This is a genomic window from Caballeronia sp. GAWG1-5s-s (genome assembly GCF_023631445.1).
Classification (GTDB): Bacteria; Pseudomonadota; Gammaproteobacteria; order Burkholderiales; family Burkholderiaceae; genus Caballeronia.
Genome location: NZ_JALQDC010000029.1, coordinates 178,122 through 203,009 on the forward strand (window position 1 = coordinate 178,122; position 24,888 = coordinate 203,009).

The window sequence follows — 24,888 nt, forward strand, 5'->3', positions numbered from 1 at the left end:
TCTGGGAAGAAGACGCGAAATCCCTATGTGGAAGGGATGCGTACGGGGGGAGTGATAAAGCTCAGAAGGGGTTGCGCCCGGCCCGCGCAACGAACGGCGCAGACCGGGCGGCCTTGCAAAAAGCGAACGCGTTACTGCGAACTCGACGTACCGCTACCGGACGAACCCGAACCGCTCTTCTTGTGCATCTTGTTCATTTTGCTGCTGGAACCGCTGCCCGAGCCCATGGTCGAGGAGCCCGTTGCGCCCGACGTTGCGCCCGTCGTGCCATTTGCGTTCGGCGTGCCCATGCCGGTGCCGCCTTGACCCGCGCCGTTGCCGCCTGCCGTGCCGCCCCCCGTTCCGCCGCCGCCCGCGCCACCACCGGCGCCGCCGCCTGCGCCCTGCGCGAACACGGCGCCCGACAGGCTCAGAATCATTGCGGATACGAGTAAGCTCTTCTTGGCGATTTTCATGGTGCCTCCCTTGAATTTGGTCATGTGACGCGCGCCGCTGCGGTTTCCTGCGCGGCGTCGCGCCTTACATGGCGCAATCCGTGTGCCGCAATCGTGAGCGTTCGCGCTCCTGAGCGCGGCTATCTGGAAGACAAGGCGATTCGGTTACGCCAGCGCCTCGTCGCACCATTCAATGGCCCACGCCCGCGCACAATGCAGTGCGTCCCACTCGTTCGGGAAAGAGTCGAGATCACCGGATTCGTGGACTTCCACGTTCGGCGTGTGTTCGTTGGGCGCGCTGGTGATTCGGGCGCGCGCATAAAAGCTGCCGTCTTCATCATGGCGAGCGGTACAGTCGATATGAAAATTCTTGTAGTCAAAACGCATTAGGAAGTTCTCCACAAGAGAGTGCGTGGCGTCGCGGCTGACATTCCGAAGCCGGGCCCGACACGCGTGCAATAAGCACCGCTGGAGCGGTGCTTGCTCGATGCCGGTGATGCGGCTGACCTCACCAACGGAGCGCGCTCATGACCACGCACGAAAAGACGCAAGAGAAGACGCAAGAGAAGACGCAACAGCAGCATGGACAATCTGCGGACGGCGATGACAAGGCGACCTTCGACGAGTTCAAAGCGCTCGTCAACATGACGGCGCATCAGCTGGAAAAATGGCTGGCGACGGATGAATCTCAGGCCGTGGGCCAAAAGGACGGGAACGCGGAGTCGGTCGGGCATCAGTCCGGGCGGCGCATTATCGAATTGCTCGGCGCGAAGAAGAGCGAATTGCATGCCGACGACTACGGCCACATGCGCAAGGTCATCGGCTACGTGAAACGCCATTTGGCGCAGCGCCCGCAAGGCGATATCGAGCATACGAAGTGGCGCTACTCGCTGATGAACTGGGGCCATGATCCGTTGAAATAGCAGCGCGGCGGCGCCATGTTTGCCCTACCGCCGGTTTGCAAACTTCCCGCGACACGATTAGCGTACTGTATAAATATACAGTATCATAGCCAAGATGGAACTGTCCGAAAAGCTCGAAATTCTTGCGGATGCCGCGAAGTACGACGCATCGTGCGCGAGCGGCGGCGCGCCCAAGCGCGAGTCGCGCGGCGTCGAAGGCTTGGGCGCGAGCACGGGCTCGGGCATTTGCCACAGCTTCACGCCGGACGGCCGCTGCGTGTCGCTACTCAAGATTCTGCTCACGAACTTCTGCCTGTACGACTGCCAGTACTGCATCAACCGCCGCTCCAGCAACGTGCCGCGCGCGCGGTTCACGCCGGAAGAAGTCGTCACGCTGACGCTGGACTTTTATCGCCGCAATTACATCGACGGGCTGTTCCTGAGTTCGGGCGTGATTCGGTCCTCGAACTACACCATGGAGCAACTGGTGCTCGTGGCGAAGACCCTGCGCGAGAAGCATCAGTTCCGCGGCTACATCCATCTGAAGACGATTCCGGACGCCGATCCCGGCCTGATCGCGCAGGCGGGGCGCTATGCGGACCGCTTGAGCGTGAACATCGAGCTGCCGACTGAGATCAGCCTCGAGCGCCTCGCGCCGGAAAAAAGCGGCCGCACCATCAAGCTGGCGATGGGCAACATTCGCGTCGCGCGCGAGGAGTCGGAAGCGGAGCCGCGCGCGCCGCGCTTCGCGCCGGCGGGGCAGAGCACGCAGATGATCGTCGGCGCGGACGAGACCGACGACCGCACCATTCTCGGCACCGCCGAAACGCTGTACGGCTCGTATCAGTTGAAGCGCGTCTACTATTCGGCGTTCAGCCCGATCCCCGACAGTCCGTCCGGCGTGCCGTCGAAGGCGCCGCCGCTTCTGCGCGAGCATCGGCTGTATCAGGCCGATTTTCTGATGCGCGGCTATGGCTTCAATGCCGCGGAGTTGCTCGGCGATGCAGGCAATCTGCCGCTCGATGTCGATCCGAAGCTCGCATGGGCGCTCGCGCATCGCGAGCGTTTCCCGGTCGATCTGAACACCGCGCCGGTGCGCATGATCGCGCGGGTGCCGGGCATCGGCATGCGCAACGCGAAACGCATCGCGGAACTGCGCCGCGCGCGGCGCGTGCGCTACGCGGATCTCGCGCGGCTACGCTGCGCGATGGACAAGGTGAAGCCTTTCGTCGTGACGGAAGACTATCGGCCGCCGCTCGCCGAGGCATCGTCGGAGCATTTGCGAAAGGCGCTTGCCACGCAGCCGGTGCAGCTTTCGCTCATCTAGCGATGCATGTCATCACCATTGACGACGACTTCGACGCATGGCGCAGCGCGGCGCTCGACGCGCTCGCCCGAGACCTGAAGCCCGAGTCGATCGAATGGCGCACGCAGCAAAGCGGCACGCCCGCATTATTCGCGGCATCTACCGAAACGGCCGCGCCGGCCACTGAAGCAGCGCAAGTGCGCGTGTCGCGCGAACTCGCCGCGTTGCTCAAGGACGCCGCGCATTTCCGCGACGAGCGGCGCTTCGGCTTTCTGTATCGCGTGCTGTGGCGCTGGACGCATGGCGACCGCTCGGTGGCGTCGGCGGCCGATGAAGACGGCGCGCGTCTCTACAAGATGGCGAAGGCGGTGCGCCGCGCGCAGCACGACATGATCGCGTACGTGCGTTTCCGGCAGCGCGAGGCGTCGCTCGGACCGCCGGAATTCGTCGCGTGGTACGAGCCGGATCACGACGTGCTCGCCTGGGGCGCGGAGCATTTCGCGGCGCGCATGGGTCAGTCGACGTGGCTTATCACGACGCCGGATGGCGCGGCCATGTGGAACGGCGAGCGTTTGCAGATCGAGCGACGCCGCGCGCTCGCGTCGGACCATGCGTCCGACACGCCCGACGCCGCCGAAGACCTGTGGATGACCTACTACCGCAGTATCTTCAACCCTGCGCGCCTGAACGAATCCGTGCTCGAACAGCAAATGCCGGTGCGCTTCTGGAAGGGATTGCCGGAAGGCGCGCTCATTCCGCAGCTCGTCAGCGATGCGCGCGGCGGCGCGCGGCGCGTCGCGCAGGCGCGGGCGGTCGGCGCGCTCGGCGGCAAGATCGTGCAGGTGGAGGCAGAAGACGCGCAGCCGGAACGCGACGCGCCCACGTCGCTCGACACCTGCCGCCGCTGCGATCTGTGGCGTCACGCGACGCAAGCCGTCCACGGCGCAGGCCCGGCCGATGCGTGCATCATGCTGCTCGGCGAGCAGCCGGGCGATCAGGAAGACCTGAAAGGCGAGCCGTTCGTAGGACCCGCCGGACAGTTGCTCGACGACGCCATGCGCCAGGCGCAGGTCCCGCGCGAGCAGGTTTATTTGACCAACGCTGTGAAGCATTTCAAATGGGAGCCGCGCGGCAAGCGGCGGCTGCACAAGACGCCCGCGCAGCAGGAAGTCGAAGCGTGCTCGTACTGGCTGGAGCGCGAGCTGGAGCAGACCGGCGCGCGCGTCATCGTCACGCTGGGCGCGACGGCGCTGACCGCGCTGCTCGGCAAGCGCGCGACGTTGCGGGCGCATGTCGGCCGCGTCACGCCGTATGGCGACAAGCTGATCGTCGCCACGTATCACCCGTCTTATGCGCTCAGGCAACTCGACGACACCGCGCGCGACAAGACCATCGCCGATATCGTCGATGCGCTCGCCAAGGCGCGGTCGCTCGCCGCGCAGACGCAGCCGGGCTAGAACGCGGCGCGCACCACGCCGCCGTCCGCGCGCAACGCCGCGCCGTTCGTCGCCGACGACAACGCCGAGCACACGTACACGACCATGTTCGCGATCTCCTCCGGCGCGATGAAGCGCTTGAGCAGCGAACTCGGCCGCGCTTCTTCGAAGAACGACTTCTGCACATCCTCCATGCTCTTGCCGTCCGAGAGCTTCTCGACGAACTCGGTCACACCTTCCGAACTCGTCGGGCCGGGCAAGACGGAGTTGACGGTGACGCCGGTGCCCGCGCACGTTTCGGCGAGCCCGCGCGACAGCGCCAGTTGCGCGGTTTTGGTCAGACCGTAGTGGATCATCTCCACGGGAATCTGAATGCCGCTCTCGCTGCTGATGAACACCACGCGGCCCCAGTTCTTCTGCTTCATCTTCGGCAGATAGGCGCGCGACAGCCGCACGCCCGACATCACGTTCGCGTTGAAGAAGCGCAGCCAGTCGTCGTCGGAGATGTCTTCGAACGGCTTCGGCTCGAAGATGCCCATATTGTTCACGAGGATGTCGACCTCCGGGAAGCGCTGCACGAGCGCGTCGACTTGCGCCGCGTCGGAGACATCGCCTGCGAAGCCTTCGGCCTGCGCGCCGGGAACGAGCTGGCGCAGCTTGCCGAGCGCGGCATCGACGGACGATTGCGAGCGTCCGTTCACGATCACGCGCGCGCCTTCACGTGCGAGCGCCACGGCAATGGCATGGCCGATTCCCTTCGTCGAACCAGACACGAGTGCGAGCTTGTTGGCGATTTGCAGGTCCATCGTTGCTCCTTCGAAGCGTGGGTTGAATGGCGGCGCTTGAGCGCGCGTTCGACGCATGGTAGCGAGACTCGCGTGTTCATGCTCAAAAGCGGCTTTGCCACGCATGACACCCGGCGACATAAATGTTGGATGGCGCGCGCGGCGGGCATCGTCCATAGTGGCGCCACGGTGATCGACAGCCCCACCGCAGACCCGCAGACCGTCATCCAGCCAACGAACTCAGGTGCCGACATGTCTCATGTAACGAACGTCTCCTCGCTCGATTCCCTCGTCCGCCACGCCCGCCGCGCGCTCGTCGCGGGGCTCGTGACCGGCGTCGCGCTGTTCGCGGGCGCGGCGAACGCGGCGAGCGCGGCGAGCGCTGCGGTGCCTGCGGACACCACGATCTACGTGTATCCGTTCGCAAGCGACGCGGGCGACGTGAAGCTCGACAATCATGGTCTCGCGTCCAAGCTCAAGACCGCGATGTCCGGCGACACAGAGGCGCAGCAGCAGGCGCAAGACGCCATCGCGGCGCGCGAAGAAGTGGCCGACGAAATCGTCGCGAAACTCCAGTCGATGGGTCTGCGCGCGGTCCGCGCCGACGTCGCGCCGCCCGATGACCAGAACGCGCTCGAAGTCGTCGGCAGCATCGACAAGATCGACGCGGGCAATCGCCGCCGCCGCATGCTGATCGGGCTCGGCGCGGGACAAAGCAAGGTCACGGCGACCGTGCAGCTCGTGTTCAAGCCGGCGCACGGCGCGCCGCAATTGCTCGAACAGTTCGATGCCAGCGCCGACAGCGGTCACGCGCCGGGCGTCGCGGAAACGGCGGGCGTCGGCGCGGTGGCGGGTCACGCGGTGAGCTCGCTCGCCGTATCGGGCGGACTGCACGCGGTTTCCGAAACGAAGCGCGCAGGCGTTTCATCCGACGAACAGCGCCTCGGCGACGCCATTGCCAAGCAGATCGGGCAATCCGCGCAAACCTGATGGCCCGCGCGTTCCGGAACCACATACACTACCGGTTCCGGACGGATGTTCGATTCGCGAGGCCCTGCATGCCCACGCTTGCCCTGATTGCGTTGACCGTCGTCGCGACCGTGATCGTGGTATTGGTGATCGCCAACCTGACGAGCGGTGAAAAGAAGATCGAGCACAAGATCGAGCGTCTCTACGCGAGCGACGATCCGCAGTTCCTCCGGTCGATGGGTCTGCTGCTCGGACCGCCCGTGGTGGACGGCAACCGCTTCGAGGTGCTCGTGAACGGCGACGAAATCTTTCCCTGGATGCTCGAAGGCATCCGCTCGGCGAAGAAGACGATCACCTTCGAGACGTTCATCTACTGGTCGGGCGCGATAGGCGAGCAGATCGCCGAGGCGCTGGCCGAAAAGGCGCGCGCAGGCGTCTCGGTGCATGTTCTGCTCGACTGGGTCGGGTCGTCCAAGATGGACAAGCGCTACTTGCAGACGCTGCGCGACGCGGGCGCGGAGGTCATTCAGTATCACAAGCCGCACTGGACGGGACTCGGCCGCATGAACGACCGCACGCACCGCAAGCTGCTCGTGATCGACGGCCGCACGGGTTTCACGGGCGGCGTCGGCATCGCGGACGAATGGACAGGCCATGCGCAGGACGAGAAGCATTGGCGCGATACGCACTTTCGCGTGCAAGGTCCGGCGGTCGGGCAGATGCAGGCGGTCTTCATGGACAACTGGGTCAAGGCCACCGGCAACGTGCTGCACGGCGCGAACTATTTTCCCGAGATCGAGCGCGCGGGCGACGGTCTCGCGCACATGTTCAGCAGTTCGCCTTCGGGCGGCAGCGACGACATGCAGCTCATGTATCTGATGGCGATCACCGCCGCGACGCATTCCATCCATCTGTCGAGCGCCTACTTCGTGCCCGACAAGCTGACCATCAACGCGATTGTCGAGGCGGCGCGGCGCGGCGTGCGCGTGCGCATCATCACGCCGGGCAAGCGCATCGACACGCATACGGTGCGCGAGGCGTCGCGCGCGTGCTGGGGCGATCTGCTCGCGGCGGGCGTCGAGATGTACGAATATCAGCCGACGATGTTTCATTGCAAGCTGATCGTCGTCGATGAATTTCTGGTGTCGGTCGGCTCGACCAACTTCGACAGCCGGTCGTTCAAGCTCAACGACGAAGCGAACCTCAACATCTACGACCGCGACTTCGCGCGCCAGCAGACCGCGATTTTCGACGCGGATATCGAGCGTTCCAAACGCATCACGCTCGAAGACTGGCAGCGTCGCGGGCTCGGAGAACGCATGCTGGAACGCGTTGTGGCATTGTTGGACCCTGAACTGTGATGCGCCGGCGCATGGACAAAAACTGTTCTTGCACCAGGCTTTCGAGCGGCCTAAAGATTGGCCAGTGTGCGCCGATAAGACGCTTACGCAAACACGCCCCTTCGATTCCGGCACTTCATGCACGGCACTTATAACTTCTGGCTCGTGGCGGCATCGCTCGTCGTCGCCACGCTCGCCTCGTACACGGCCCTCGACATCTCCGGCCGCATCGCGATGCTGTCGCATTCGCGCATGCGGCATGTCTGGCTCGCGGGCGGCGCGGCCTCCATGGGCGTAGGCATCTGGTCGATGCACTTCGTCGGCGTGCTGGCGTTTTCCCTTCCCATCAAGCTCGGCTACGACTTTCGCATCACGGCGGCGTCGCTCGTGATCGCGATGCTGGTCTCGTTCTTCGCGCTCTCGGTCATCAACCGCGCGCGGCTGACGTTTCAGCGCCTCGCCGCGAGCAGCCTGCTCATGGGCGCGGGCATCGCCGCCATGCACTACACGGGCGATGCCGCGATGCGCATGCATCCGGCGATACAGTACGACCTGCTGCTTTTCGCCGCGTCGATCGTGATCGCCGTGGTCGCGTCGGGCGCGGCGCTGTGGATCGCGCGCGTGCTGTCCAACGCGAACCAGTCGAACATCACGCAAAAGCGCGGGGTGTCGGCGCTCGTCATGGGCATCGCGATCACCGGCATGCACTACACGGGCAACGCCGCCGCGAACTTCCTGCCCGGCGCCATTTGCGGCGCGGCCAACGACGTCGACGTACATTGGCTCGCCACGACGGTCATGCTGTTCACGTTCGCCATCTTGATCATCACGCTCGTGCTGTCGCGTTTCGACGCGCAGAACGAGTTGCTAGCGGGTTCCGTGTCGCGACTGCATGGGCAGATCGTTCACATGGCAACGTTCGATACGCTCACGGACCTGCCGAATCGCCGGACCGTGACGGAGCGCATCGGCCGCGCGGTCAGGAACGCGACGAACAACGGCAGCCGTTTCGCGATTCTCTTCATGGATCTCGACGGCTTCAAGACCATCAACGATTCGCTCGGCCATTCGATCGGCGACGAAGTGCTGCAAGCGTTCGCCAAGCGCCTGCTGCAATGCGTGCGCGGCGGCGATGCGGTCGGCCGCTTGGGCGGCGACGAGTTCGTCGTCGTGCTCGAAGGAATAGGCACGCCCACGGATGCCGAGAAGCTCGCGGAACGCATTCTCGATGCGATGAGAAAGGGGCTCGTCGTAGCGGATCATTCGCTGCAAGTGATGCCGAGCATCGGCATCGCGCTTTTCCCCGAAGACGGCGATAGCGTCGAAACGCTGCTCAAGCATGCGGATGTCGCGATGTATGAGGCGAAGCGCGGCGGGCGCAGCACGTATCGCTTCTTCGAGGCGAGCATGAACGAGGCGGCGGTGCGCACGCTGCAGATTCAGCAGGCGTTGCATGAGGCGTTGACCGAAGGCTACTTCTATCTGCTGTTTCAGCCGAAGTTTCGCGGGGACGGCGAGCTAGCGGGCGCGGAGGCGCTCATTCGGCTGAATCATCCGGAAATCGGTCTTTTGACGCCGATGGAGTTCATTCCGATCGCGGAGCGTTCGGGGCAGATCGTCGACATCGGCTATTGGGTCGTGCGCGAGACGTGCCGGCATATCGTGCGGTGGCACGAGTCCGGGCGGGCGGCGGTGAAGGTCGCCATCAATCTCTCGCCGCGGCAATTGAACGAAGCGGACCTCGTCACGCGCGTGCTGCAGATCGTGCGCGAAGAGGGCGTGCGAAGCGATCAGTTGATGTTCGAGATCACCGAATCCGTCGCGATGCAGGACGCGCCGCGCACCACCGAGATGATTCGCGCGTTTCAAGACAACGGCTGTGAGATCGCCATCGACGATTTCGGCACCGGTTATTCCAGCCTCGCCTATTTGCAGCGGTTCCGCGCCAAGCAACTGAAGATCGACCGTTTCTTCACCAACGGCCTCGATGAGAACGGGCAGGAAGGGCACGCTATCGTGTCGGCGATCATTGCGCTCGCGCATTCGCTCGATATGGATGTCGTCGCGGAAGGCGTGGAGACCGGCACGCAGCTCGGCCGCCTGCAAGACATGCGGTGCGACGAAATGCAGGGCTTTCTGCTGGCGCGGCCGCTTTCATCCGACGCATTCGCCGTGTTGCTCGAAAGTGGTCGCGTGAATGTGTGAGGCAGGGCGGCGTCCGAGGTTAGTTAGGACGCCGTAGCAATGCAATGTGCGCCAGTGCGCGCACGGTCGCCGCGCGGGTCCCTATAATCGCGCGATGGAACCTCAACTCGACAAACGCTTCGGCTTTCTGATTGCGGACGTAGACCGTCTGTGCGGAAACCGCTTCGACGAACTCGCGAAATCGTCGCTCAATCTCACGCGCGCGCAATGCCGCGTGCTCGCGTACCTGTCGCATTACGGCGAAGTGAATCAGGCGCGGCTCGCGTCGCTGCTCGAAGTCGCGCCGATCTCCGCGGGCCGCCTGCTGGACCGCATGGAGGAGGGCGGCTGGATCGTGCGGCGGCACAATCCCGAAGATCGCCGCGAGCGTCAGGTGCGCATGACGCCGAAGGCGCAGAAGGCGCTCGACAAGGCGCGGCGCGTCGGCGACGAGATCGCGGCGGAAGCGCTGACCGGTCTCGGCCGCCAGGAGAAAGATCAACTGATCGCGCTGTTACAACGCGTGCGGAGCAACCTGAGCCGGATCGTCGACCGGTAACGCTTGGGAGCGCTTCTTGCAGGGCCGTGACGCGCCATGCAAAGAAACGGGCCGTCCGCCGCGACGGTCGTCCACACCGGAGAATGTCATGCTGAACGTTCGCACCGCACCGCTCGCCGTCATCGCGCTGGCCGCCGCCGCGCTCGTCACCATACCTTGCACGCCTGCGCACGCGCAGGATGCGGGCGCTTCCACGCCGAAGCAGATCAAGAAGGCGGAGCGAAAGGCGGCGCGCGCCAAGAAGAACGCCGAGCTGAAAGACCTCGAAAAGAACGGCTACAACCCGGCTGGCGAGCAGACCGACTATCCGCAGAACTTGCAGAATGCGCAGCGGCGCGTGAATGCCGAGAAGGCCGGGCAGCCAGCGCCGGCGTCGGCGCCCTGAAGACGCCTGGAGGACAGGCCACGTTCGCGCACGCCCCGACGCGTGCGCGTGACTCACGCGGCGTCCGCGAACGGCATCGCGCGATGCTGCGCCGCCTCGGCTGGCCGTGTAACGCGAGCGCCGGGCACGCTGCCGATCCCGAACACCGGCCGCGCGAGGTAAAAGCCCTGCGCGAGAAGATGCGGCCACTGCGCGAGCCATTGCGCCTGCGCGGCCGTTTCCACCCCTTCGATCACCACTGACAGCTTGAGCCGCGTCATGAGCGAGAGCACCGACGAGAAGACGGTGCGCGCGTCCGCATTGCGCGGCGCCTCCGCCAGCAGTTCCTTTGCGATCTTCACCGTGCCGAAGCTGATCGGACCCAGCGCGGCCAGGCACGCGAAGCCGGTGCCGAAGTCGTCCATTGCGACGTTGATGCCGCGCGCGCGCAAACGTTGCACGACCTTCGCGATCGACGGAAAGCGCGCGAGGTCCTGACTCTCGGACAACTCGACTTCGATCGACGAGGGCGCGATGCCGTGATCGCGGCATACGGCTTCGAGCCGATCGGCGAAGCCGATCCGCGCGGCAACCGACGGCGGGACATTGATCGCAACGGGATACGTCGCGCCGCCGTTGGCCTGCCAGATCGAGATGTCGAGCGAGACCGCGTTCATCACGAAGTCGGTGAGCTCGATCATGACTTCTTCGTCATCGAGCGCTTCGTGGAATGCGCCCGGCAGCAGCAGGCCGAACTCCGGATGACGCCAGCGAATAAGAGCTTCCATCTGCGCGAGCTCGCCACTGTCGACCCGGTAGATTCCCTGATAAGCCATGCAAAATTCGCCGGCTTCCAGCCCTTGCAGCACCCGCGCTTTCAACGCGTGACCAGCCTTCAGCGCGACATTCGGCGCGTGCGAGCGGAGTGGAGTTGTCTTCATGCTATGCCGCCTTGCCAGTGGACCAGGCGCTTAAATGCACGACTCATGCCCGAATGCGTCATTTGTCCGGCAATTTGCCATTAGCGAGGGGAAACCCCGAGGCATGCCTCAAGAGAGTGCATGATTGGGACACGATAACGTTTCAAAGCCGATACAGATCGCACGACTCAGTATAAAAAACTGAGGCGCTGGGCAAGGCGGCGGTAATAACTATCTTCGCGCCGCGCCCTCGATCGCGACGCTTTTGCAGTTTCTGCTGACGTTTCAGCAATCGTTTGTAATCCGCACTAGCGCAACGACTCAAGCAACGACTCGCGCAACTCAGATGGTCGCGGCTTGTGCGACGGATCGGACCCGCGCGAGCGCCTTGCCGTCTTCGCCGAAGAGATGCACGTGCCGTATGCTGAAGCCGACGTTCAGCCGTTGGCCATCGACAGCCGTGGATTCACCCGAACCCTTCACCTGGATCACGAGATCGTTCGGTAATCTAACGTGCAGCAGCGTTTCGCCGCCAAGATGTTCGATCACCATGACATCGCCGACGAGACCGCTGTCGATATCGCCGCCTCGCTCCTCGATGAAATGCTCGGGCCGTATGCCGAGCGTGAGTGTTTCTCCCACCTTGACCGACGACGCATCGAAAGGCAGCGTCAACGGCTCGCCACCCGGCAGCTCGATGGTCACGCCTGCGTGATCCGCGCGCAGCACGCGCACGTCGATGAAGTTCATCTTAGGCGAACCAATGAATCCCGCGACGAAGCGATTGTGCGGGGTGCGATACAACTCCAGCGGCGAACCGATCTGCTCCACGCGGCCATGATTGAGCACGACGATGCGATCGGCCATGGTCATGGCTTCGGTCTGATCGTGCGTGACGTAGATCATCGTTGCGTTCAGCTGCTTGTGGAGCTTGATGAGTTCGAGCCGCATCTGCACGCGCAGCGCGGCGTCGAGATTGGACAGCGGCTCGTCGAAGAGAAAGACTTTCGGCTCGCGAACGATGGACCGCCCGATGGCAACGCGCTGACGCTGGCCGCCCGACAGCGCCCGCGGACGACGCTCCAGCAATTGCCCGATCTGCAGGATCTCCGCTGCGCGCTGCACCCGCTCTTTGATTTGCGCTTCGGGGAGCTTCAGCATGCGCAGTCCGAACGCGATGTTCTCGTAGACCGTCATGTGCGGATAGAGCGCATACGACTGAAACACCATTGCCACGCCGCGTTGCGAGGGTTCGAGGTCGGTCACGTCTTCGCCGCCGATCATCACCTGTCCCGAGTCGCTTCGTTCCAGGCCCGCGATGGTGCGCAGCAAGGTGGACTTGCCGCAACCCGACGGACCCACGAAGACCATGAACTCACGGTCGGCTACTTCGATGTCGATGCCCTTCAGCACATCGGCGCCCGCAAAGGACTTGCGAATCTGCTGCAAATGGACTGCGCTCATGCGTGTCTCCTACCGGAACGAGTGCAAGGCTGAACTGCTCGATCGCGCGCAGTGCAGCATCGAATTGCTTCCGTCGATTTAGTTCTTGACAAGCTGTTCGGGCCCAAATATACAATTGTAAAACGCAAATTACAAGTGAAACGGCGCAGCTCGACGCGCTTTAAACTTCACTCGGTCACGGTGGGACGCAAGAAAAGAGACGAAGAATCAAACGAAGAATCAGACAAAGAAACCGCAAGCCATCAGCTCAAGAAAAACAGGAGACAGGCATGAACAATCGCTTCATCCCGGCCAAGCACGTTGGCCCGCTCAAACACGTCGCGGCTATTGCGTTGCTTGCCGCAAGCGCCGCGTTCGCCGCATCGAACGCTCATGCCTGGACACTGAAAGAAGCGGCTCAGCCGTACTCGGGCACGACGATCAAAGCCATATTCCTCGATCGCCCGGGATACAAGGCCGCACAAACCCTGATACCGCAGTTCGAAAAGGAAACGGGCATCAAGGTGCGCTGGGAAGTCATTCCGTACGAGAACACGCGCGAGAAGGAAGTGCTGAACTTCGTCGGCGGCGGGGACCAGGACGTGGTGCTCGTCGACGTCGTGTGGATCGGCGAATTCGCGAGCAACAAGTGGCTCGTGCCGATCAAGAAGTTCACGGACGATGCGAAGCTCGCCGACCCGAGCCTGAATCTGAAGGGCTTCTTCCCGATCCTGCTCGATTCATTCGGAACGTGGGACAAGGTCACCTACGGCCTGCCGTTCGATAACTATTCGGGCCTCATGTTCTACAACAAGTGCATGTTGAAGGACGCAGGCTTCGACGAGCCGCCGAAGACCTGGGACGAATTGTTGAACACGTATGCGCCGAAGCTCACAAAGGGCGACAAGTTCGCCTTCGCGTTGCAGTCGCGCCGTGGCGAAACGCAATCGGCGGATAGCTTCATGCGCGTGCTGTGGCCCAACGGCGGCTCGCTGCTCGATGCGAAGTTCAAGTCGAATCTCATGTCGCCGCAATCGCAGGCGGGCCTCGAATATCGGCAGAAGCTGATGAAGTACATGCCGCCTGGCATCGTCGACTTCGATCATGCCGAAGCAGTCAATGCGCTCGCGCAAGGGCAGGTGGCGATGATCACCGAATGGTCTGCGTTCTATCCGACGCTGACCGATCCGAGCAAGTCGAAGCTCGGCAACTGCCTCGCCATTACGACGGAGCCTAAAGGTCCGGCGGGTCTGAAGCCGGCGCTCGGCGGCTTTTCGCTTGCGGTCAACGCCAAGTCGAACGCGAAGAAGCAGGCGGCTTCGTGGCTCTTTATCCAATGGATCACGTCCGAGGCAATGGCGAAGCCCTATCTCGACGCCGGCGGCGTGCCGGCGCGCATGGCGGTCTATCAGGACAAGGCCGTGCAGGACAAGTATCCGTTCGTGAAGCCGATGGTGGAGTCGTGGCAAGGCGGCGTGCCTGATTACCGTCCGCGCTTCCCGGAATGGCCCGCTGTGTCGGAAGTTATCGGCGAATGGGGCAGCAAGATGATGCTCGGACAGGTGACGGTGAAAGAAGGCGCGCAGACCATCGGCCAGAAGACCGAGGACATCCTGAAGAAAGCGGGCTATTACGACGGCAAAAAGCCGCTCTTGAAGTAAGCACGACGATCAGGAACCGGAGACGACGGATGGCGAACAGCACTGCAACTCCCGCGACGCACGCACGAGGTCCGCGCAACGGCGCGCGGCGCTTCGCGCTACTGCCGCGCTCGCCTGCCTTCTGGTTCCTGATTCCCGCTATTTTCGCGCTGGCGGTCATCGGCATCTATCCGCTATTGCTTGCGCTCTACAACTCGTTTCACCAGTACAAGCTCGCGGATCTCGCATCGGGCACGCCGTTCGTCGGGTTCGACAATTACATCGCGACGCTCTCGGACCCTTCGTTCTGGGGCGCGCTCGGACGCACGGCGCTGTTCCTTTGCCTGACGTTGCCGATCGAAGTGGCGCTCGGTCTGTTCGCGGCGCTGATGCTGCATCGCACCGACCTGCGCTTCATGCGAGCGGCGGCGCGCGTGAGTCTCGTCATTCCAATGGCGACCACGTATGCGGTCGTCGGTCTGATCGGGCGGCTCATCTTCAACCGGCAGTTCGGCGTGGCGAACTATCTGACGAGCCTCTTCGGCATTTCACCGCAGGACTGGCTCGCCGATCCTACGCTCGCCTTCGTGTCGGTGATGATCATGGATGTGTGGCAATGGACGCCGTTTTGCGCGCTCATCATGCTGGCAGGGCTTTCGATGGTGCCCAAGGAAGCCGAAGAGGCTGCCCGCTTGGAAACGCCGAAATGGAGCATGATTCTCTGGCACTTGCAGCGGCCGTATCTATTGCCGGGCTTGACCGCCATTCTCATTCTTCGCTCGGCCGACATGCTCAAGATGTTCGACGCCGTCTTCACGATGACCCGCGGCGGCCCCGGCACCGCCACTGAATTCATCAGCGTCTATATCCAGCGCGTGGGCTTTCGGCTCTTCGATCAAGGCATGGCGTCGGCGCAGGCCATCATTCTGCTCATCCTGACCATCGTGCTTTCGCGTCTCTACATTCGCTTTGTTTATCGGGAGGCCGCGTGAGTACATCGGCTCTGCAAACGTCGAACAACGGCACGAGTCAGCGCGCGAGACGCGCGCGCGCCGCACGAAAGCGCGCGACCGTATGGCACTTTCTCGGGCTCGTGGTCGTGTTCCTGTCGTCTGTGTTTCCGTTCTACTGGATGGTGACGACCAGCCTGAAGAGTCAGGCCGATGCGCTCGCGTATCCGCCGAAGTGGCTGTTCAGTCCAACCTTGCATCACTATTCCGCTGCGCTTTTCGAGCACGACGTAGCAGGCAGCTTGCTCAACTCATTCATCATTGCGAGCTGCACGACGGTGCTCGCCATTCTGCTCGGAACGCCTGCCGCCTACGCACTCGCACGCTATGAGTTTCGCGGCAAGGAAGACCTGTGGTTCTGGTTCATCTCGAACCGGATGGTGAGTCCTGTGGTGCTCGCGGTGCCGTTCTTTCTGATCGCGACAAAGCTCGATCTCGTCGATACGCATATCGTGTTGATATTGCTGTATCTGACGTTCTCGTTGCCGATCGTCGTCTGGATCTGCACCGACCAGTTCCGCAACATTCCAGTCGAACTGGACGAAGCCGCGCGGCTCGATGGCGCGTCGCCGTGGCGTGTGTTCTGGCGCATCAATCTTCCGCTCGCGATGCCGGGCATCGTGGTCTCCGCGATCTTCGCGTTCATCTTCTCGTGGAACGATCTGCTCTATGCGCTGGTGCTGACGCGTACCGAGGCGATCACGTCGCCGGTCGCGGCGACGAGCTATATGAGCGGCTATGAGTTGCCGTGGGGCGAGATCATGGCGACCGGCACGCTGATCGTGCTGCCGATGGTGGTGTTCGCGTTGCTCGTGTCGGGCCGGCTCGTACAAGGGCTCACGATGGGCGCGGTGAAGTAGACTCGCGCCTTTTACAGCATGACCACAGTGAGAACATGAGCAAGACAGCGCCGACCATCGCCATTGCAGAGACAGACGAGTCCATCGACTCGGAGGAAGAGCTGCAGGCGCGCGTCGCCTGGCATTACTACGTCGGTAATCTGACGCAGCAGGAAATCGCGCAGCGTATCGGCAGCAATCGCGTGCGCGTGAACCGGCTGCTCGCGGCGAGCCGCGAATCGGGACTGGTGCAGATTACCATCAACAGCAAGATCGCGCCTTGCGTGGCGCTGGAAAGCGCGCTCGAACGGCGGTTCGGACTGGAATGCGCGGTCGTCGTGCCGACGGGCGCGAATACCGAGGCGAATAACACGGCTTTAGGCATCGGCGCGGCTTCGTACTTCGCCAAGCAGATCGTCGCGGGGCAGACCATTGGACTCGGCTGGGGCCGCACGATTCGCGCGGTCCTGCGTGCCATGCCGCAACGCAGTTATGGCGCGGTGTCGGCCGTGTCGCTGCAAGGGGGCTTGTCGCATTGCCCGAGCATTAATACGTTCGACATCGTCTCGGACTTTGCGAACATCTGCCGCGCGGACGGGTATCTCTTTGCCGCGCCTATCTATGTGAGCAGCCAGAAGGCGCGTGACGTGATCTTGCAGGAAGGCACGGTGCGCGAAACGTATGAACTCGCGCGCTCGGCGGACCTGGCGCTGCTGACGTGCGGAGATCTCACGGAATCGCTCGTCGTCACATATGGCATCGACAATCCCGACCAGTTGCGCACGCTCGAAAAAGCGGGCGCAGTGGGCGACATGCTCGGTCATTTCATGGATGAAGACGGCGAGTTGATCGACCATCCGCTGAATCGTCGCACCGTGGCGATCACGCTCGAAGACTTGCGCAAGATTCGCCGCGTGGTCCTCGTGAGCGGCGGGGCGAAGAAGTTTCATGTCACGCGTGCGGCATTGCGCGGGCGCTATCCGTCGGTGCTCGTCACCGACGAAGACACCGCGCGACGTCTGTGCGATGAACCCTGAAGAGTCCATGACGACGATCGACAGAAACCGCGAATTCGCCGGCAAGACCGTGCTCGTGACCGGCGCGGGAAAGGGCATCGGCCATGCGACGGCGCATCTGCTGACCGAGCGCGGCGCACGCGTGATTGCGCTGAGCCGCAGCGCGACGGATCTCGCCGCGCTGGCGAGCGAGACCGGTTGCGAGACGTTCGCCGTCGATCTCGCCGATGCCGATGCAGCCCGCGAGGCCGCGCGCGCCGCGCAGCCGGTAGACCTGCTCGTGAATTGCGCGGGCCTCGTCGAATTGCAGCCTTTTCTCGATACCACCGTCGATGCCTTCGATCTCACGATGCACGTCAACGTACGCGCCGCGATGATCGTGGCGCAGGAGTGCGCGAGGAGCATGATCGCGCGCAAGGCGGGCGGCGCGATAGTGAACGTATCGAGCCTGTCGGCAAATGTCGGCTTGCCGCTTCACGCATCGTATTGCGCATCGAAGGGCGCGCTCGATGCCATGACGCGCGTGATGGCGGTCGAATTAGGACCGCACGGCATCCGCGTGAACGCGGTCAATCCCGTCGTGACCATGACGCCGATGGCCGAGAAAGCCTGGAGCGATCCCGCGAAATCGGGCCCCATGCTCGCGCGCATTCCGCTCAATCGCTTCGTGCAGCCGGTGGAAGTGGCGCGCACCATCGCGTATTTGCTCGGCGACGATTCCAGCATGGTGAGCGGCGTGAGCCTCGCGATCGACGGCGGCTTTCAGGCGGGATAGCTCGCGACGCATTGAACAGATTCAATCCGACTCAATCGATTCAAACGAACAGCACGAAGGAACGATAATGGAAGCACTGGTTCTAGAAGAAGCACGCCGCATCAGCTTGCGCCCGTTCAGCTTGCCGCAGGTCGTGGGGCCGCGCGACGTGCGCATACGCATTCACACGGTCGGCATTTGCGGCAGCGATGTTCATTACTATCAGCACGGCCGCATCGGTCCGTTCGTCGTCAATGAGCCGATGGTTCTCGGGCACGAGGCATCCGGCACGGTGGTGGAAGTCGGCGAGGAAGTGACGAATCTGAAGGCGGGCGACCGCGTATGCATGGAGCCGGGTGTGCCCGACATGGAATCGCGTGCATCGCGCGAAGGCATGTACAACCTCGATCCCAAAGTGCGCTTCTGGGCCACGCCGCCGGTGCACGGTTGTCTCGCCCCTTACGTGGTGCATCCCGCCGCGTTCACCTACAAGCTGCCGGACAACGTGAGCTTTGCCGAAGGCGCGATAGTCGAACCGCTTTCCATCGGCTTGCAGGCTGCAAAGAAGGCCGCGATCAAGCCCGGCGATGTCGCCGTGGTGCTCGGCGCGGGCACCATCGGCATGATGTGCGCGCTGGCCGCGCTGGCCGGTGGCTGCAGCCGCGCGATCGTGTGCGATCTCGTGCAGGAGAAGCTCGACCTGATCGGCGGCGTGCAGGGCGTGACGGCGGTGAACATTCGCGACGAGCGCGTGCAGGACGTCGTGTCGCGGCTGACCGACGGCTGGGGCGCGGATATCGTGTTCGAGGCAAGCGGCAATGAGAAAGCGTTCGAAGGCATTGTCGATCTGCTCTGCCCGGGTGGCTGTCTCGTGCTCGTCGGCATGCCGCAGCGCGCTATTCCTCTGGACGTGGTCGCGGTGCAGATCAAGGAAGCGCGTATCGAATCCGTGTTCCGTTACGCCAATATCTTCCCGCGCGCCATTCAGTTGATTGCATCGGGCAAGCTGGACGTGAAGCCTTTCATCTCGCGCACGTTCCCGTTCGCGGAAGGCATCAAGGCTTTCGAAGAAGCGGCGAGCGGCGTGCCGACCGATGTGAAAGTTCAGATCGTGATGGAATGAGCAAGCGCTGACGATACATGACGGGAGACGCGATCATGAGCACGGCATCGGCTGACAGCAGTGACGAAATGACGGCGATCGTATGCCGCGCACCGAAGGATTATCGCGTCGAACGCGTGAAGCGCCCGCGCGCCGCACGCAATGAGTTGGTGATCCGCATTGCTGCGTGCGGCATATGCGCGAGCGACTGCAAGTGCTGGTCGGGCGCCAAGATGTTCTGGGGCGGCCCGAATCCGTGGGTCAAAGCGCCAGTTATACCCGGTCACGAGTTCTTCGGCTATGTCGAAGAGCTCGGGGACGGCGCCGCCGAGCACTTCGGCGTGCAAGTCGGCGACAGAGTGATCGCCGAGCAGATCGTGCCTTGCGCGAGGTGCCGCTATTGCAAGTCCGGTCAGTACTGGATGTGCGAAGTGCATAACATCTTCGGCTTTCAGCGCGAAGTCGCCGACGGCGGCATGGCCGAATACATGCGCTTTCCGCCGACTGCCATCGTGCACAAGATACCGGACGGTATCTCGATCGAAGACGCGGCCATCATCGAACCGCTCGCTTGCGCGATTCATACGGTGAACCGCGGCGATATTCAATTGAACGATGTCGTCGTGATCGCGGGCGCAGGCCCGCTCGGACTCATGATGGTGCAGGTGGCGCATCTCAAGACGCCGAAGAAACTCGTCGTCATCGATCTCGTCGACGAGCGCCTCGCGCTCGCGCGCGAATACGGCGCGGATGTCACGATCAACCCGAAGAACGACAACGCGCTCGAGATGATCCGCTCGATCACGGATCAATACGGCTGTGACGTGTATATCGAGACTACCGGTTCGCCTTCGGGTGTGTCGCAGGGTCTCGAACTGATTCGAAAGCTGGGGCGTTTCGTCGAGTTCTCGGTATTCGGAAGCGATACGACCGTCGACTGGTCGATCATCGGCGATCGCAAAGAGCTCGACGTGCGCGGCGCGCATCTCGGGCCGTATTGCTATCCGATCGCCATCGACCTTCTGGCGCGCGGACTCGTGACGTCGAAGGGAATCGTCACGCACGGCTTCACGCTCGAAGAATGGGATGCGGCTATCGAGGTCGCCAATTCACTCGATTCGATCAAGGTGCTCTTGCGGCCCAAATAATTGCCGTGCGAGGACGAGTGAGTTGGTCTTCGAAAGACCTGCTCACATGCCCGATCTGGGAGAGAACGGCAACGACGCTTCCATTTGGCGCGCGGTTTGCTCTTGTCAGCAAACCACCAACCGCTGGACCGCTCTCTCAGGACACGGCAGTGAACGCGCTCTTGCATATTCGGGTGCTGACAGACGCACTCTCCGGGTGTGCCGAAGACGGCATCAGGATTCAAATCGCGCCCGGCCTTTATGAAGCGCATCAAGAGGACGACACGCTTGTGTTCGTCGATGCCGACCCGCGCATGCGCGGCGCGGTCTCCGTGGATCTGCACGAATATCTGAATACCACCGTCTTTCCCGAAGAACTCGCGCGCAAGGGCCTCATAGAGATCGTCTGATTCGGATGAGGCGCACGAACGCAACTCACTGATGGAGCGATTCGATCTCTCTCTTTCGAAAGCAACTAACGGTCTTTGCCGTCCGCGCCATTCATATCAGACAGCGTATCGGTCCACATTGCAATTTCGTAAAGCAAAGCCGTTTTTTTCATTCACGCTCATTTCTTAAAGCAGCGCTACAATCTCTCGTCCCTATACAGCCAGCCGCACGCGTCCTTGCGGCTCATGGCGCCCTATAGCGGCGTCAACGCACAGCACCGTCCGGCGCCACTGCCGTCGCACGCAGCCCCGCGATCGCGCCATTCGCTAAAACCAACGCATAAGCCGGAGCCGCTCATGACTACGCTTTCCATCAATGGTCAGTCACACACCGTCGACGCGCCCCCAGACATGCCGCTTCTCTGGGTGTTGCGCGACCTGGTCGGCTTGACCGGCACCAAGTTCGGCTGCGGCATCGCCCAATGCGGCGCGTGCACCGTGCATCTCGACGGCGTCGCGGTGCGCTCCTGCGTGCTGCCCGTCGCGGCCATCGGCGACAAGAAGATCACGACGATCGAAGCTGTCGGCGCAACGCCTGCCGGCAAGAAAGTGCAGGACGCATGGAATCAGCTCGATGTCGTTCAATGCGGCTACTGCCAGTCCGGACAAGTGATGTCCGCTGCCGCGTTGATTGCAGCAGTGCCCAATCCGACCGATGCCGATATCGACGCCGCGATGACCGGCAACATCTGCCGCTGCGGCACGTACAACCGCATCCGCGCGGCCATCAAGCAAGCAGCGAAGGGAGCGTGACATGTCGCGAGGACTACTCGAAGCGGGACGTCATGCGGCTTCCGCCGGATTTTCGCGCCGTTCGTTTCTGAAGCTCGGCCTGACCGCCAGCGTGACCGCGAGTGGCGGCTTTCTCATCGGCTTCAGCTTGCCCGCCGCAAGTCAGGATCAGAGCAAAGGCAAGTCGGTTATCGGCGGCGATGGCGTGGAGCCTGCTCAGGCGGGCGTCTTCGCGCCTAACGCATTCGTGCAGATCGACAAGGCCGGCAAGGTCGTGCTCATCATTCCGAAGGTGGAAATGGGGCAGGGCGTCTATACGTCGTTGCCCATGCTCATTGCCGAAGAACTCGAAGTGCCGATCGATAGCGTCACCATCGACCATGCGCCGCCCGATGAGAAGCTTTTCATGGATCCGCTATTGGGCGGTCAGCTGACAGGCGGCTCCACCTCCGTGCGCTACGCGTGGGAGCCCATGCGCAAGGCGGGCGCGGCAGCGCGCATGATGCTGGTCGCGGCGGCCGCGCAGCAGTGGCAATGCGATGCATCGACATGTCATGCAGAAGGCGGCAAGGTCGTGCATGCATCGGGGGATCGCACGGCGAGCTATGGCGAGCTCGTGCAAGCGGCGGCAAGCATGCCGGTTCCGCAAGACAAAGATATCAAGCTCAAAGACCCGAAAGACTTCAAGATCATCGGCACGAAGGTCAGGCGCCTGGATTCACCGGAAAAGGTGGATGGCACTGCAATGTTCGGGCTGGACGTGCGTTTGCCTGACATGGTCTATGCGGCCATCGTCAATTGCCCGGTATTCGGCGGCAAGCTCGCTTTCGTCGACGATACGAACGCGCGAAAGATTCCCGGCGTGCGGCAAGTGATCAAGTTCGACAACGGCGTTGCGGTCGTCGGCGATCACACGTGGGCTGCCAAGCGAGGCGCCGCGGCATTGTCCATTCATTGGGACGAGGGCGCGGACGGCAATCTATCGACGAAGCAGATCATCGACGAACTGGCGGTTGCATCGCAGAAGTCAGGCGCCGTCGCGCGAAAGGACGGCGATGTCGGCAAAGGATTCAATGACGCTAAGACACGCGTCGATGCCGTGTATCAACAGCCGTTTCTCGCGCACGCCACGATGGAGCCGGTCAATTGCACGGTGCATGTACGCCCCGATGGCTGCGACATCTGGCTCGGCACGCAAGTGCCGACGCGCATCGTCGACGCGGGCGTGGCCATCACCGGATTGCCGCGCGAAAAGATCGTGCTGCATAACCATCTGCTGGGCGGTGGTTTCGGCAGACGGCTCGAAGTCGACATGGCGACGCAGGCGCTCAAGATCGGCAAGCAACTCGGCACGCCGGTGAAGGTCACATGGTCGCGCGAAGAAGACATTCAGCACGACATGTACCGGCCGTACTACTACGACAAGCTCTCGGCCGGACTCGATGCGAATGGCAAGCCCATTGCGTGGACGCATCGCATCGTGGGTTCGTCCATCATGGCGCGGTTCGCGCCGCCCGCATACAAGAACGGCATCGACCCGGACGCCATCGAAGTCGCGGCCGACCTTCCGTATGACTTCCCGAATCAGGTGATCGAATACGTGCGTCAGGAGCCGCGGCATGTGCCGACTGCTTTCTGGCGCGGCGTGGGCCCGACGCGCGGCACGTTCGTCGTGGAGAGCTTTATCGACGAACTCGCTGTGCAAGCCAAGATCGATCCCGTGCAATACCGGCGCGATCTGCTCAACAAGACACCGCGCGCGCGCAATGTGCTCGATGTCGCGACGCAGGCGGCCGGCTGGGGCAAGACATCCATGCCGCAGGGCCAGGGACGCGGCGTATCGGTCATGCATGCGTTCGGCAGTTTCTTTTCGATGGTCGCCGACGTCACCGTCAACAAGGACGGCGAGGTGCGGGTCAATCGCATCGTGTGCGCGGTGGATTGCGGCATGGTCGTCAATCCCAATACGGTGGAAGCGCAAGTGCAGGGCGGCATCATCTTCGGCATCACGGCTGCGCTCTATAGCGAGATCACCATCGAAAACGGCCGCGTGCAGCAGAGCAACTTCACCGATTACCGCATGTTGCGCATCGACGAAACGCCGCCTATCGAAGTGCATATCGTCAAGAGCACCGAAGCGCCGGGGGGAATCGGCGAGCCTGGGACGGCGGCGCTCGCGCCCGCCATCACCAATGCGATCTATGCCGCAACGGGCAAGCGCCTGAGGCAGTTACCGGTCGGCAACCAGTTGCGTAGCGCCTAAGGAGACCCGCCATGAAATTTGCCCTCAGGCCTTTCACGGCCGCGTTTCTCGCGGCGAACGTCGCGCTTGCGGCAGCGCCTTTGACGGCGCGCGCGGATGCGTCGAGCGACGCGCTCGTCGCTCGCGGCGCTTACCTCGCCAAGGCCGGCGATTGCATCGCCTGTCACTCCGCGCCACGCGGCAAGCCCATGGCAGGCGGCTTGCCCATGACGACACCGCTCGGCGCCATCTACACGACGAACATCACGCCGGACCCGGATACGGGCATCGGCCGCTATACCGAGGAAGACTTCGCGCGCGCGCTGCGCGAAGGCGTCGCGAAGGATGGCCACAATCTCTATCCGGCCATGCCTTATCCCTCGTACGCGAAGATCAACGACGAGGACATGCATGCGCTCTACGCTTACTTCATGCATGGCGTCACGCCGGTCAAGCAGGCGAACCGCGCAGCGGATATCAAATGGCCGCTCAACATGCGCTGGCCGCTCAAGCTCTGGAACGCGGTCTTTCTCGACAAAGGCGTCTATAAGGACAAGGCCGGCAAGGACGTGGCATGGAACCGCGGCGCGTATCTGACGCAAGGTCTCGGGCACTGCGGCGCGTGCCACACGCCGCGCGGCATTGCGTTTCAGGAGAAGGGGCTCGACGAGAGCAGCACGGCTTATCTGACGGGCGGCGTGCTCGACAACTGGTTCGGTTCTAATCTGACCGGAGAGCACAACACCGGGCTCGGGCGCTGGTCGGAGCAGGACCTCGTCGCGTTTCTGAAGACGGGCGCAAACGCGCACGCGACTGCATTCGGTTCCATGACGAGCGTCGTGAACAACAGCACGCAGATGCTCACCGATCAGGACGTGACCGCGATGGCGCACTATCTGAAGTCATTGCCGGCCGCGGGCGGCAACGGCAACGCGCCTTATTCATACGATTCGAAGGCGACGAAAGTGTCGTTGACGCGTCCGGCATCGGATTCCGGCGCGCGAGTGTATGCGGCCTTCTGCATGCATTGCCACGGCATCGACGGGCGGGGTTTCGCGCCGATGCTCTCGCCGCTCGCGGGCAATCCGAACTTGCTGGAGAAGGATCCTTCTTCACTCATCAACGTGACGCTGAACGGCACGGAGAATCTCGTCATTCAAGGGGTGCCGGCGCCGTATCCGATGCCTCGCTACGCGCCCGTTCTGAATGATCAGCAGATAGCGGATGTGGTGACTTTTATTCGCGGCGCATGGAATAACAACATGCCGGCTGTGCAGCCCGAGGACGTGGCGAAGATGCGCAAGGCAACGCAGGCAGCGCGCTAGCCGCGTAATT

The 24,888-nt window shown here is 62.8% G+C and carries 24 protein-coding genes; 19 read left to right on the forward strand and 5 right to left on the reverse strand.

Annotated features, from left to right (window positions below; genetic code table 11):
* Nucleotides 1-131 precede the first annotated feature (131 nt).
* Both NCR34_RS21875 and NCR34_RS21880 read right to left on the reverse strand, forming a co-directional pair.
* Nucleotides 132-455, reverse strand: coding sequence for a hypothetical protein (locus NCR34_RS21875; RefSeq protein ID WP_206470796.1), 324 nt, complete (start codon nucleotides 453-455; stop codon nucleotides 132-134).
* A 144-nt stretch (nucleotides 456-599) separates the two neighbouring features.
* A complete protein-coding gene (locus NCR34_RS21880) occupies nucleotides 600-821 on the reverse strand; it encodes a hypothetical protein (RefSeq protein ID WP_248324641.1) in 222 nt (73 codons plus the stop codon).
* Between the two features lie 140 nt (nucleotides 822-961).
* On the opposite strand from NCR34_RS21880, the gene NCR34_RS21885 reads away from it, so the two are divergent.
* From NCR34_RS21885 to NCR34_RS21895, 3 genes are all read left to right on the forward strand, one after another.
* A complete protein-coding gene (locus NCR34_RS21885) occupies nucleotides 962-1,357 on the forward strand; it encodes a DUF3140 domain-containing protein (RefSeq protein WP_250501051.1) in 396 nt (131 codons plus the stop codon).
* 94 nt (nucleotides 1,358-1,451) lie between these two features.
* The gene (locus tag NCR34_RS21890; RefSeq protein ID WP_175945527.1) at nucleotides 1,452-2,663 is read left to right on the forward strand and encodes a putative DNA modification/repair radical SAM protein; all 1,212 of its coding nucleotides are present in this window, start codon (nucleotides 1,452-1,454) and stop codon (nucleotides 2,661-2,663) included.
* Between the two features lie 2 nt (nucleotides 2,664-2,665).
* Nucleotides 2,666-4,099: a UdgX family uracil-DNA binding protein gene (locus tag NCR34_RS21895; RefSeq protein ID WP_248324642.1), complete on the forward strand. Its 1,434-nt coding sequence runs from the start codon at nucleotides 2,666-2,668 to the stop codon at nucleotides 4,097-4,099.
* Here the strand turns inward: NCR34_RS21895 and NCR34_RS21900 are convergent.
* Entirely contained in the window at nucleotides 4,096-4,884 is a 789-nt protein-coding gene (locus tag NCR34_RS21900) for an SDR family NAD(P)-dependent oxidoreductase (RefSeq protein ID WP_248324643.1), read from the reverse strand. The two genes, NCR34_RS21895 and NCR34_RS21900, sit on opposite strands and share 4 nt — an antisense overlap.
* Nucleotides 4,885-5,115: 231 nt before the next feature.
* On the opposite strand from NCR34_RS21900, the gene NCR34_RS21905 reads away from it, so the two are divergent.
* From NCR34_RS21905 to NCR34_RS21925, 5 genes are all read left to right on the forward strand, one after another.
* A complete protein-coding gene (locus tag NCR34_RS21905) occupies nucleotides 5,116-5,853 on the forward strand; it encodes a DUF4410 domain-containing protein (RefSeq protein WP_250501052.1) in 738 nt (245 codons plus the stop codon).
* A gap of 68 nt (nucleotides 5,854-5,921) precedes the next feature.
* A complete protein-coding gene (gene cls, locus NCR34_RS21910) occupies nucleotides 5,922-7,193 on the forward strand; it encodes a cardiolipin synthase (RefSeq protein ID WP_248324645.1) in 1,272 nt (423 codons plus the stop codon).
* A 117-nt stretch (nucleotides 7,194-7,310) separates the two neighbouring features.
* The gene (locus NCR34_RS21915) at nucleotides 7,311-9,377 is read left to right on the forward strand and encodes a putative bifunctional diguanylate cyclase/phosphodiesterase (protein WP_250501053.1); all 2,067 of its coding nucleotides are present in this window, start codon (nucleotides 7,311-7,313) and stop codon (nucleotides 9,375-9,377) included.
* Between the two features lie 94 nt (nucleotides 9,378-9,471).
* Nucleotides 9,472-9,915 carry a MarR family winged helix-turn-helix transcriptional regulator gene (locus NCR34_RS21920; protein ID WP_248324647.1) on the forward strand — a complete coding sequence of 148 codons (444 nt, stop codon included), beginning with the start codon at nucleotides 9,472-9,474 and terminating at the stop codon, nucleotides 9,913-9,915.
* Nucleotides 9,916-10,003: 88 nt separating this feature from the next.
* Nucleotides 10,004-10,300 (forward strand): DUF4148 domain-containing protein, encoded by a 297-nt coding sequence (locus tag NCR34_RS21925; protein WP_248324648.1) that lies wholly within the window; start codon nucleotides 10,004-10,006, stop codon nucleotides 10,298-10,300.
* A gap of 53 nt (nucleotides 10,301-10,353) precedes the next feature.
* Here NCR34_RS21925 and NCR34_RS21930 read toward each other — a convergent pair whose 3' ends face one another.
* Nucleotides 10,354-11,220 carry an EAL domain-containing protein gene (locus NCR34_RS21930; RefSeq protein WP_248324649.1) on the reverse strand — a complete coding sequence of 289 codons (867 nt, stop codon included), beginning with the start codon at nucleotides 11,218-11,220 and terminating at the stop codon, nucleotides 10,354-10,356.
* A 321-nt stretch (nucleotides 11,221-11,541) separates the two neighbouring features.
* Nucleotides 11,542-12,663, reverse strand: a complete 1,122-nt coding sequence (locus NCR34_RS21935; protein WP_248324650.1) for an ABC transporter ATP-binding protein — start codon at nucleotides 12,661-12,663, stop codon at nucleotides 11,542-11,544.
* A 269-nt stretch (nucleotides 12,664-12,932) separates the two neighbouring features.
* On the opposite strand from NCR34_RS21935, the gene NCR34_RS21940 reads away from it, so the two are divergent.
* The 11 genes from NCR34_RS21940 (at nucleotide 12,933) to NCR34_RS21990 (ending at nucleotide 24,878) form a co-directional block, all read left to right on the forward strand.
* On the forward strand, nucleotides 12,933-14,303 hold the full coding sequence (locus tag NCR34_RS21940) for an ABC transporter substrate-binding protein (RefSeq protein ID WP_206470805.1): 1,371 nt from the start codon (nucleotides 12,933-12,935) through the stop codon (nucleotides 14,301-14,303).
* A 29-nt stretch (nucleotides 14,304-14,332) separates the two neighbouring features.
* Nucleotides 14,333-15,274 carry a carbohydrate ABC transporter permease gene (locus NCR34_RS21945; RefSeq protein ID WP_248324651.1) on the forward strand — a complete coding sequence of 314 codons (942 nt, stop codon included), beginning with the start codon at nucleotides 14,333-14,335 and terminating at the stop codon, nucleotides 15,272-15,274.
* Nucleotides 15,271-16,152 carry a carbohydrate ABC transporter permease gene (locus NCR34_RS21950; protein WP_248324652.1) on the forward strand — a complete coding sequence of 294 codons (882 nt, stop codon included), beginning with the start codon at nucleotides 15,271-15,273 and terminating at the stop codon, nucleotides 16,150-16,152. The genes NCR34_RS21945 and NCR34_RS21950 overlap by 4 nt, the downstream gene beginning before the upstream one ends.
* Before the next feature lie 35 nt (nucleotides 16,153-16,187).
* Nucleotides 16,188-17,168: a sugar-binding transcriptional regulator gene (locus NCR34_RS21955; protein WP_248324653.1), complete on the forward strand. Its 981-nt coding sequence runs from the start codon at nucleotides 16,188-16,190 to the stop codon at nucleotides 17,166-17,168.
* Nucleotides 17,169-17,175: 7 nt separating this feature from the next.
* On the forward strand, nucleotides 17,176-17,922 hold the full coding sequence (locus tag NCR34_RS21960) for an SDR family oxidoreductase (protein WP_248324654.1): 747 nt from the start codon (nucleotides 17,176-17,178) through the stop codon (nucleotides 17,920-17,922).
* A gap of 67 nt (nucleotides 17,923-17,989) precedes the next feature.
* A complete protein-coding gene (locus NCR34_RS21965) occupies nucleotides 17,990-19,024 on the forward strand; it encodes an NAD(P)-dependent alcohol dehydrogenase (RefSeq protein ID WP_175945501.1) in 1,035 nt (344 codons plus the stop codon).
* A 35-nt stretch (nucleotides 19,025-19,059) separates the two neighbouring features.
* A complete protein-coding gene (locus tag NCR34_RS21970) occupies nucleotides 19,060-20,151 on the forward strand; it encodes an alcohol dehydrogenase catalytic domain-containing protein (RefSeq protein WP_248324655.1) in 1,092 nt (363 codons plus the stop codon).
* A 149-nt stretch (nucleotides 20,152-20,300) separates the two neighbouring features.
* A complete protein-coding gene (locus NCR34_RS21975; RefSeq protein ID WP_250501054.1) occupies nucleotides 20,301-20,540 on the forward strand; it encodes a hypothetical protein in 240 nt (79 codons plus the stop codon).
* Between the two features lie 336 nt (nucleotides 20,541-20,876).
* Nucleotides 20,877-21,332: a (2Fe-2S)-binding protein gene (locus tag NCR34_RS21980; RefSeq protein ID WP_175945496.1), complete on the forward strand. Its 456-nt coding sequence runs from the start codon at nucleotides 20,877-20,879 to the stop codon at nucleotides 21,330-21,332.
* A gap of 1 nt (nucleotide 21,333) precedes the next feature.
* The gene (locus NCR34_RS21985; protein WP_248324657.1) at nucleotides 21,334-23,574 is read left to right on the forward strand and encodes a xanthine dehydrogenase family protein molybdopterin-binding subunit; all 2,241 of its coding nucleotides are present in this window, start codon (nucleotides 21,334-21,336) and stop codon (nucleotides 23,572-23,574) included.
* A gap of 11 nt (nucleotides 23,575-23,585) precedes the next feature.
* The gene (locus NCR34_RS21990) at nucleotides 23,586-24,878 is read left to right on the forward strand and encodes a cytochrome c (protein WP_248324658.1); all 1,293 of its coding nucleotides are present in this window, start codon (nucleotides 23,586-23,588) and stop codon (nucleotides 24,876-24,878) included.
* Nucleotides 24,879-24,888: the final 10 nt, after the last annotated feature.

Coding starts and splice junctions, on each gene's coding strand:
- NCR34_RS21930 (WP_248324649.1), bottom strand. CDS start 11,220: ATGAAGACAACTCCACTCCGCTCGCACGCGCCGAATGTCGCGCTGAAG.
- NCR34_RS21885 (WP_250501051.1), top strand. CDS start 962: ATGACCACGCACGAAAAGACGCAAGAGAAGACGCAAGAGAAGACGCAA.
- NCR34_RS21960 (WP_248324654.1), top strand. CDS start 17,176: ATGACGACGATCGACAGAAACCGCGAATTCGCCGGCAAGACCGTGCTC.
- NCR34_RS21970 (WP_248324655.1), top strand. CDS start 19,060: ATGAGCACGGCATCGGCTGACAGCAGTGACGAAATGACGGCGATCGTA.
- NCR34_RS21880 (WP_248324641.1), bottom strand. CDS start 821: ATGCGTTTTGACTACAAGAATTTTCATATCGACTGTACCGCTCGCCAT.
- cls (WP_248324645.1), top strand. CDS start 5,922: ATGCCCACGCTTGCCCTGATTGCGTTGACCGTCGTCGCGACCGTGATC.
- NCR34_RS21965 (WP_175945501.1), top strand. CDS start 17,990: ATGGAAGCACTGGTTCTAGAAGAAGCACGCCGCATCAGCTTGCGCCCG.
- NCR34_RS21895 (WP_248324642.1), top strand. CDS start 2,666: ATGCATGTCATCACCATTGACGACGACTTCGACGCATGGCGCAGCGCG.
- NCR34_RS21935 (WP_248324650.1), bottom strand. CDS start 12,663: ATGAGCGCAGTCCATTTGCAGCAGATTCGCAAGTCCTTTGCGGGCGCC.
- NCR34_RS21990 (WP_248324658.1), top strand. CDS start 23,586: ATGAAATTTGCCCTCAGGCCTTTCACGGCCGCGTTTCTCGCGGCGAAC.
- NCR34_RS21875 (WP_206470796.1), bottom strand. CDS start 455: ATGAAAATCGCCAAGAAGAGCTTACTCGTATCCGCAATGATTCTGAGC.
- NCR34_RS21890 (WP_175945527.1), top strand. CDS start 1,452: ATGGAACTGTCCGAAAAGCTCGAAATTCTTGCGGATGCCGCGAAGTAC.
- NCR34_RS21925 (WP_248324648.1), top strand. CDS start 10,004: ATGCTGAACGTTCGCACCGCACCGCTCGCCGTCATCGCGCTGGCCGCC.
- NCR34_RS21945 (WP_248324651.1), top strand. CDS start 14,333: ATGGCGAACAGCACTGCAACTCCCGCGACGCACGCACGAGGTCCGCGC.
- NCR34_RS21980 (WP_175945496.1), top strand. CDS start 20,877: ATGACTACGCTTTCCATCAATGGTCAGTCACACACCGTCGACGCGCCC.
- NCR34_RS21920 (WP_248324647.1), top strand. CDS start 9,472: ATGGAACCTCAACTCGACAAACGCTTCGGCTTTCTGATTGCGGACGTA.
- NCR34_RS21985 (WP_248324657.1), top strand. CDS start 21,334: ATGTCGCGAGGACTACTCGAAGCGGGACGTCATGCGGCTTCCGCCGGA.
- NCR34_RS21955 (WP_248324653.1), top strand. CDS start 16,188: ATGAGCAAGACAGCGCCGACCATCGCCATTGCAGAGACAGACGAGTCC.
- NCR34_RS21900 (WP_248324643.1), bottom strand. CDS start 4,884: ATGGACCTGCAAATCGCCAACAAGCTCGCACTCGTGTCTGGTTCGACG.
- NCR34_RS21915 (WP_250501053.1), top strand. CDS start 7,311: ATGCACGGCACTTATAACTTCTGGCTCGTGGCGGCATCGCTCGTCGTC.
- NCR34_RS21905 (WP_250501052.1), top strand. CDS start 5,116: ATGTCTCATGTAACGAACGTCTCCTCGCTCGATTCCCTCGTCCGCCAC.
- NCR34_RS21940 (WP_206470805.1), top strand. CDS start 12,933: ATGAACAATCGCTTCATCCCGGCCAAGCACGTTGGCCCGCTCAAACAC.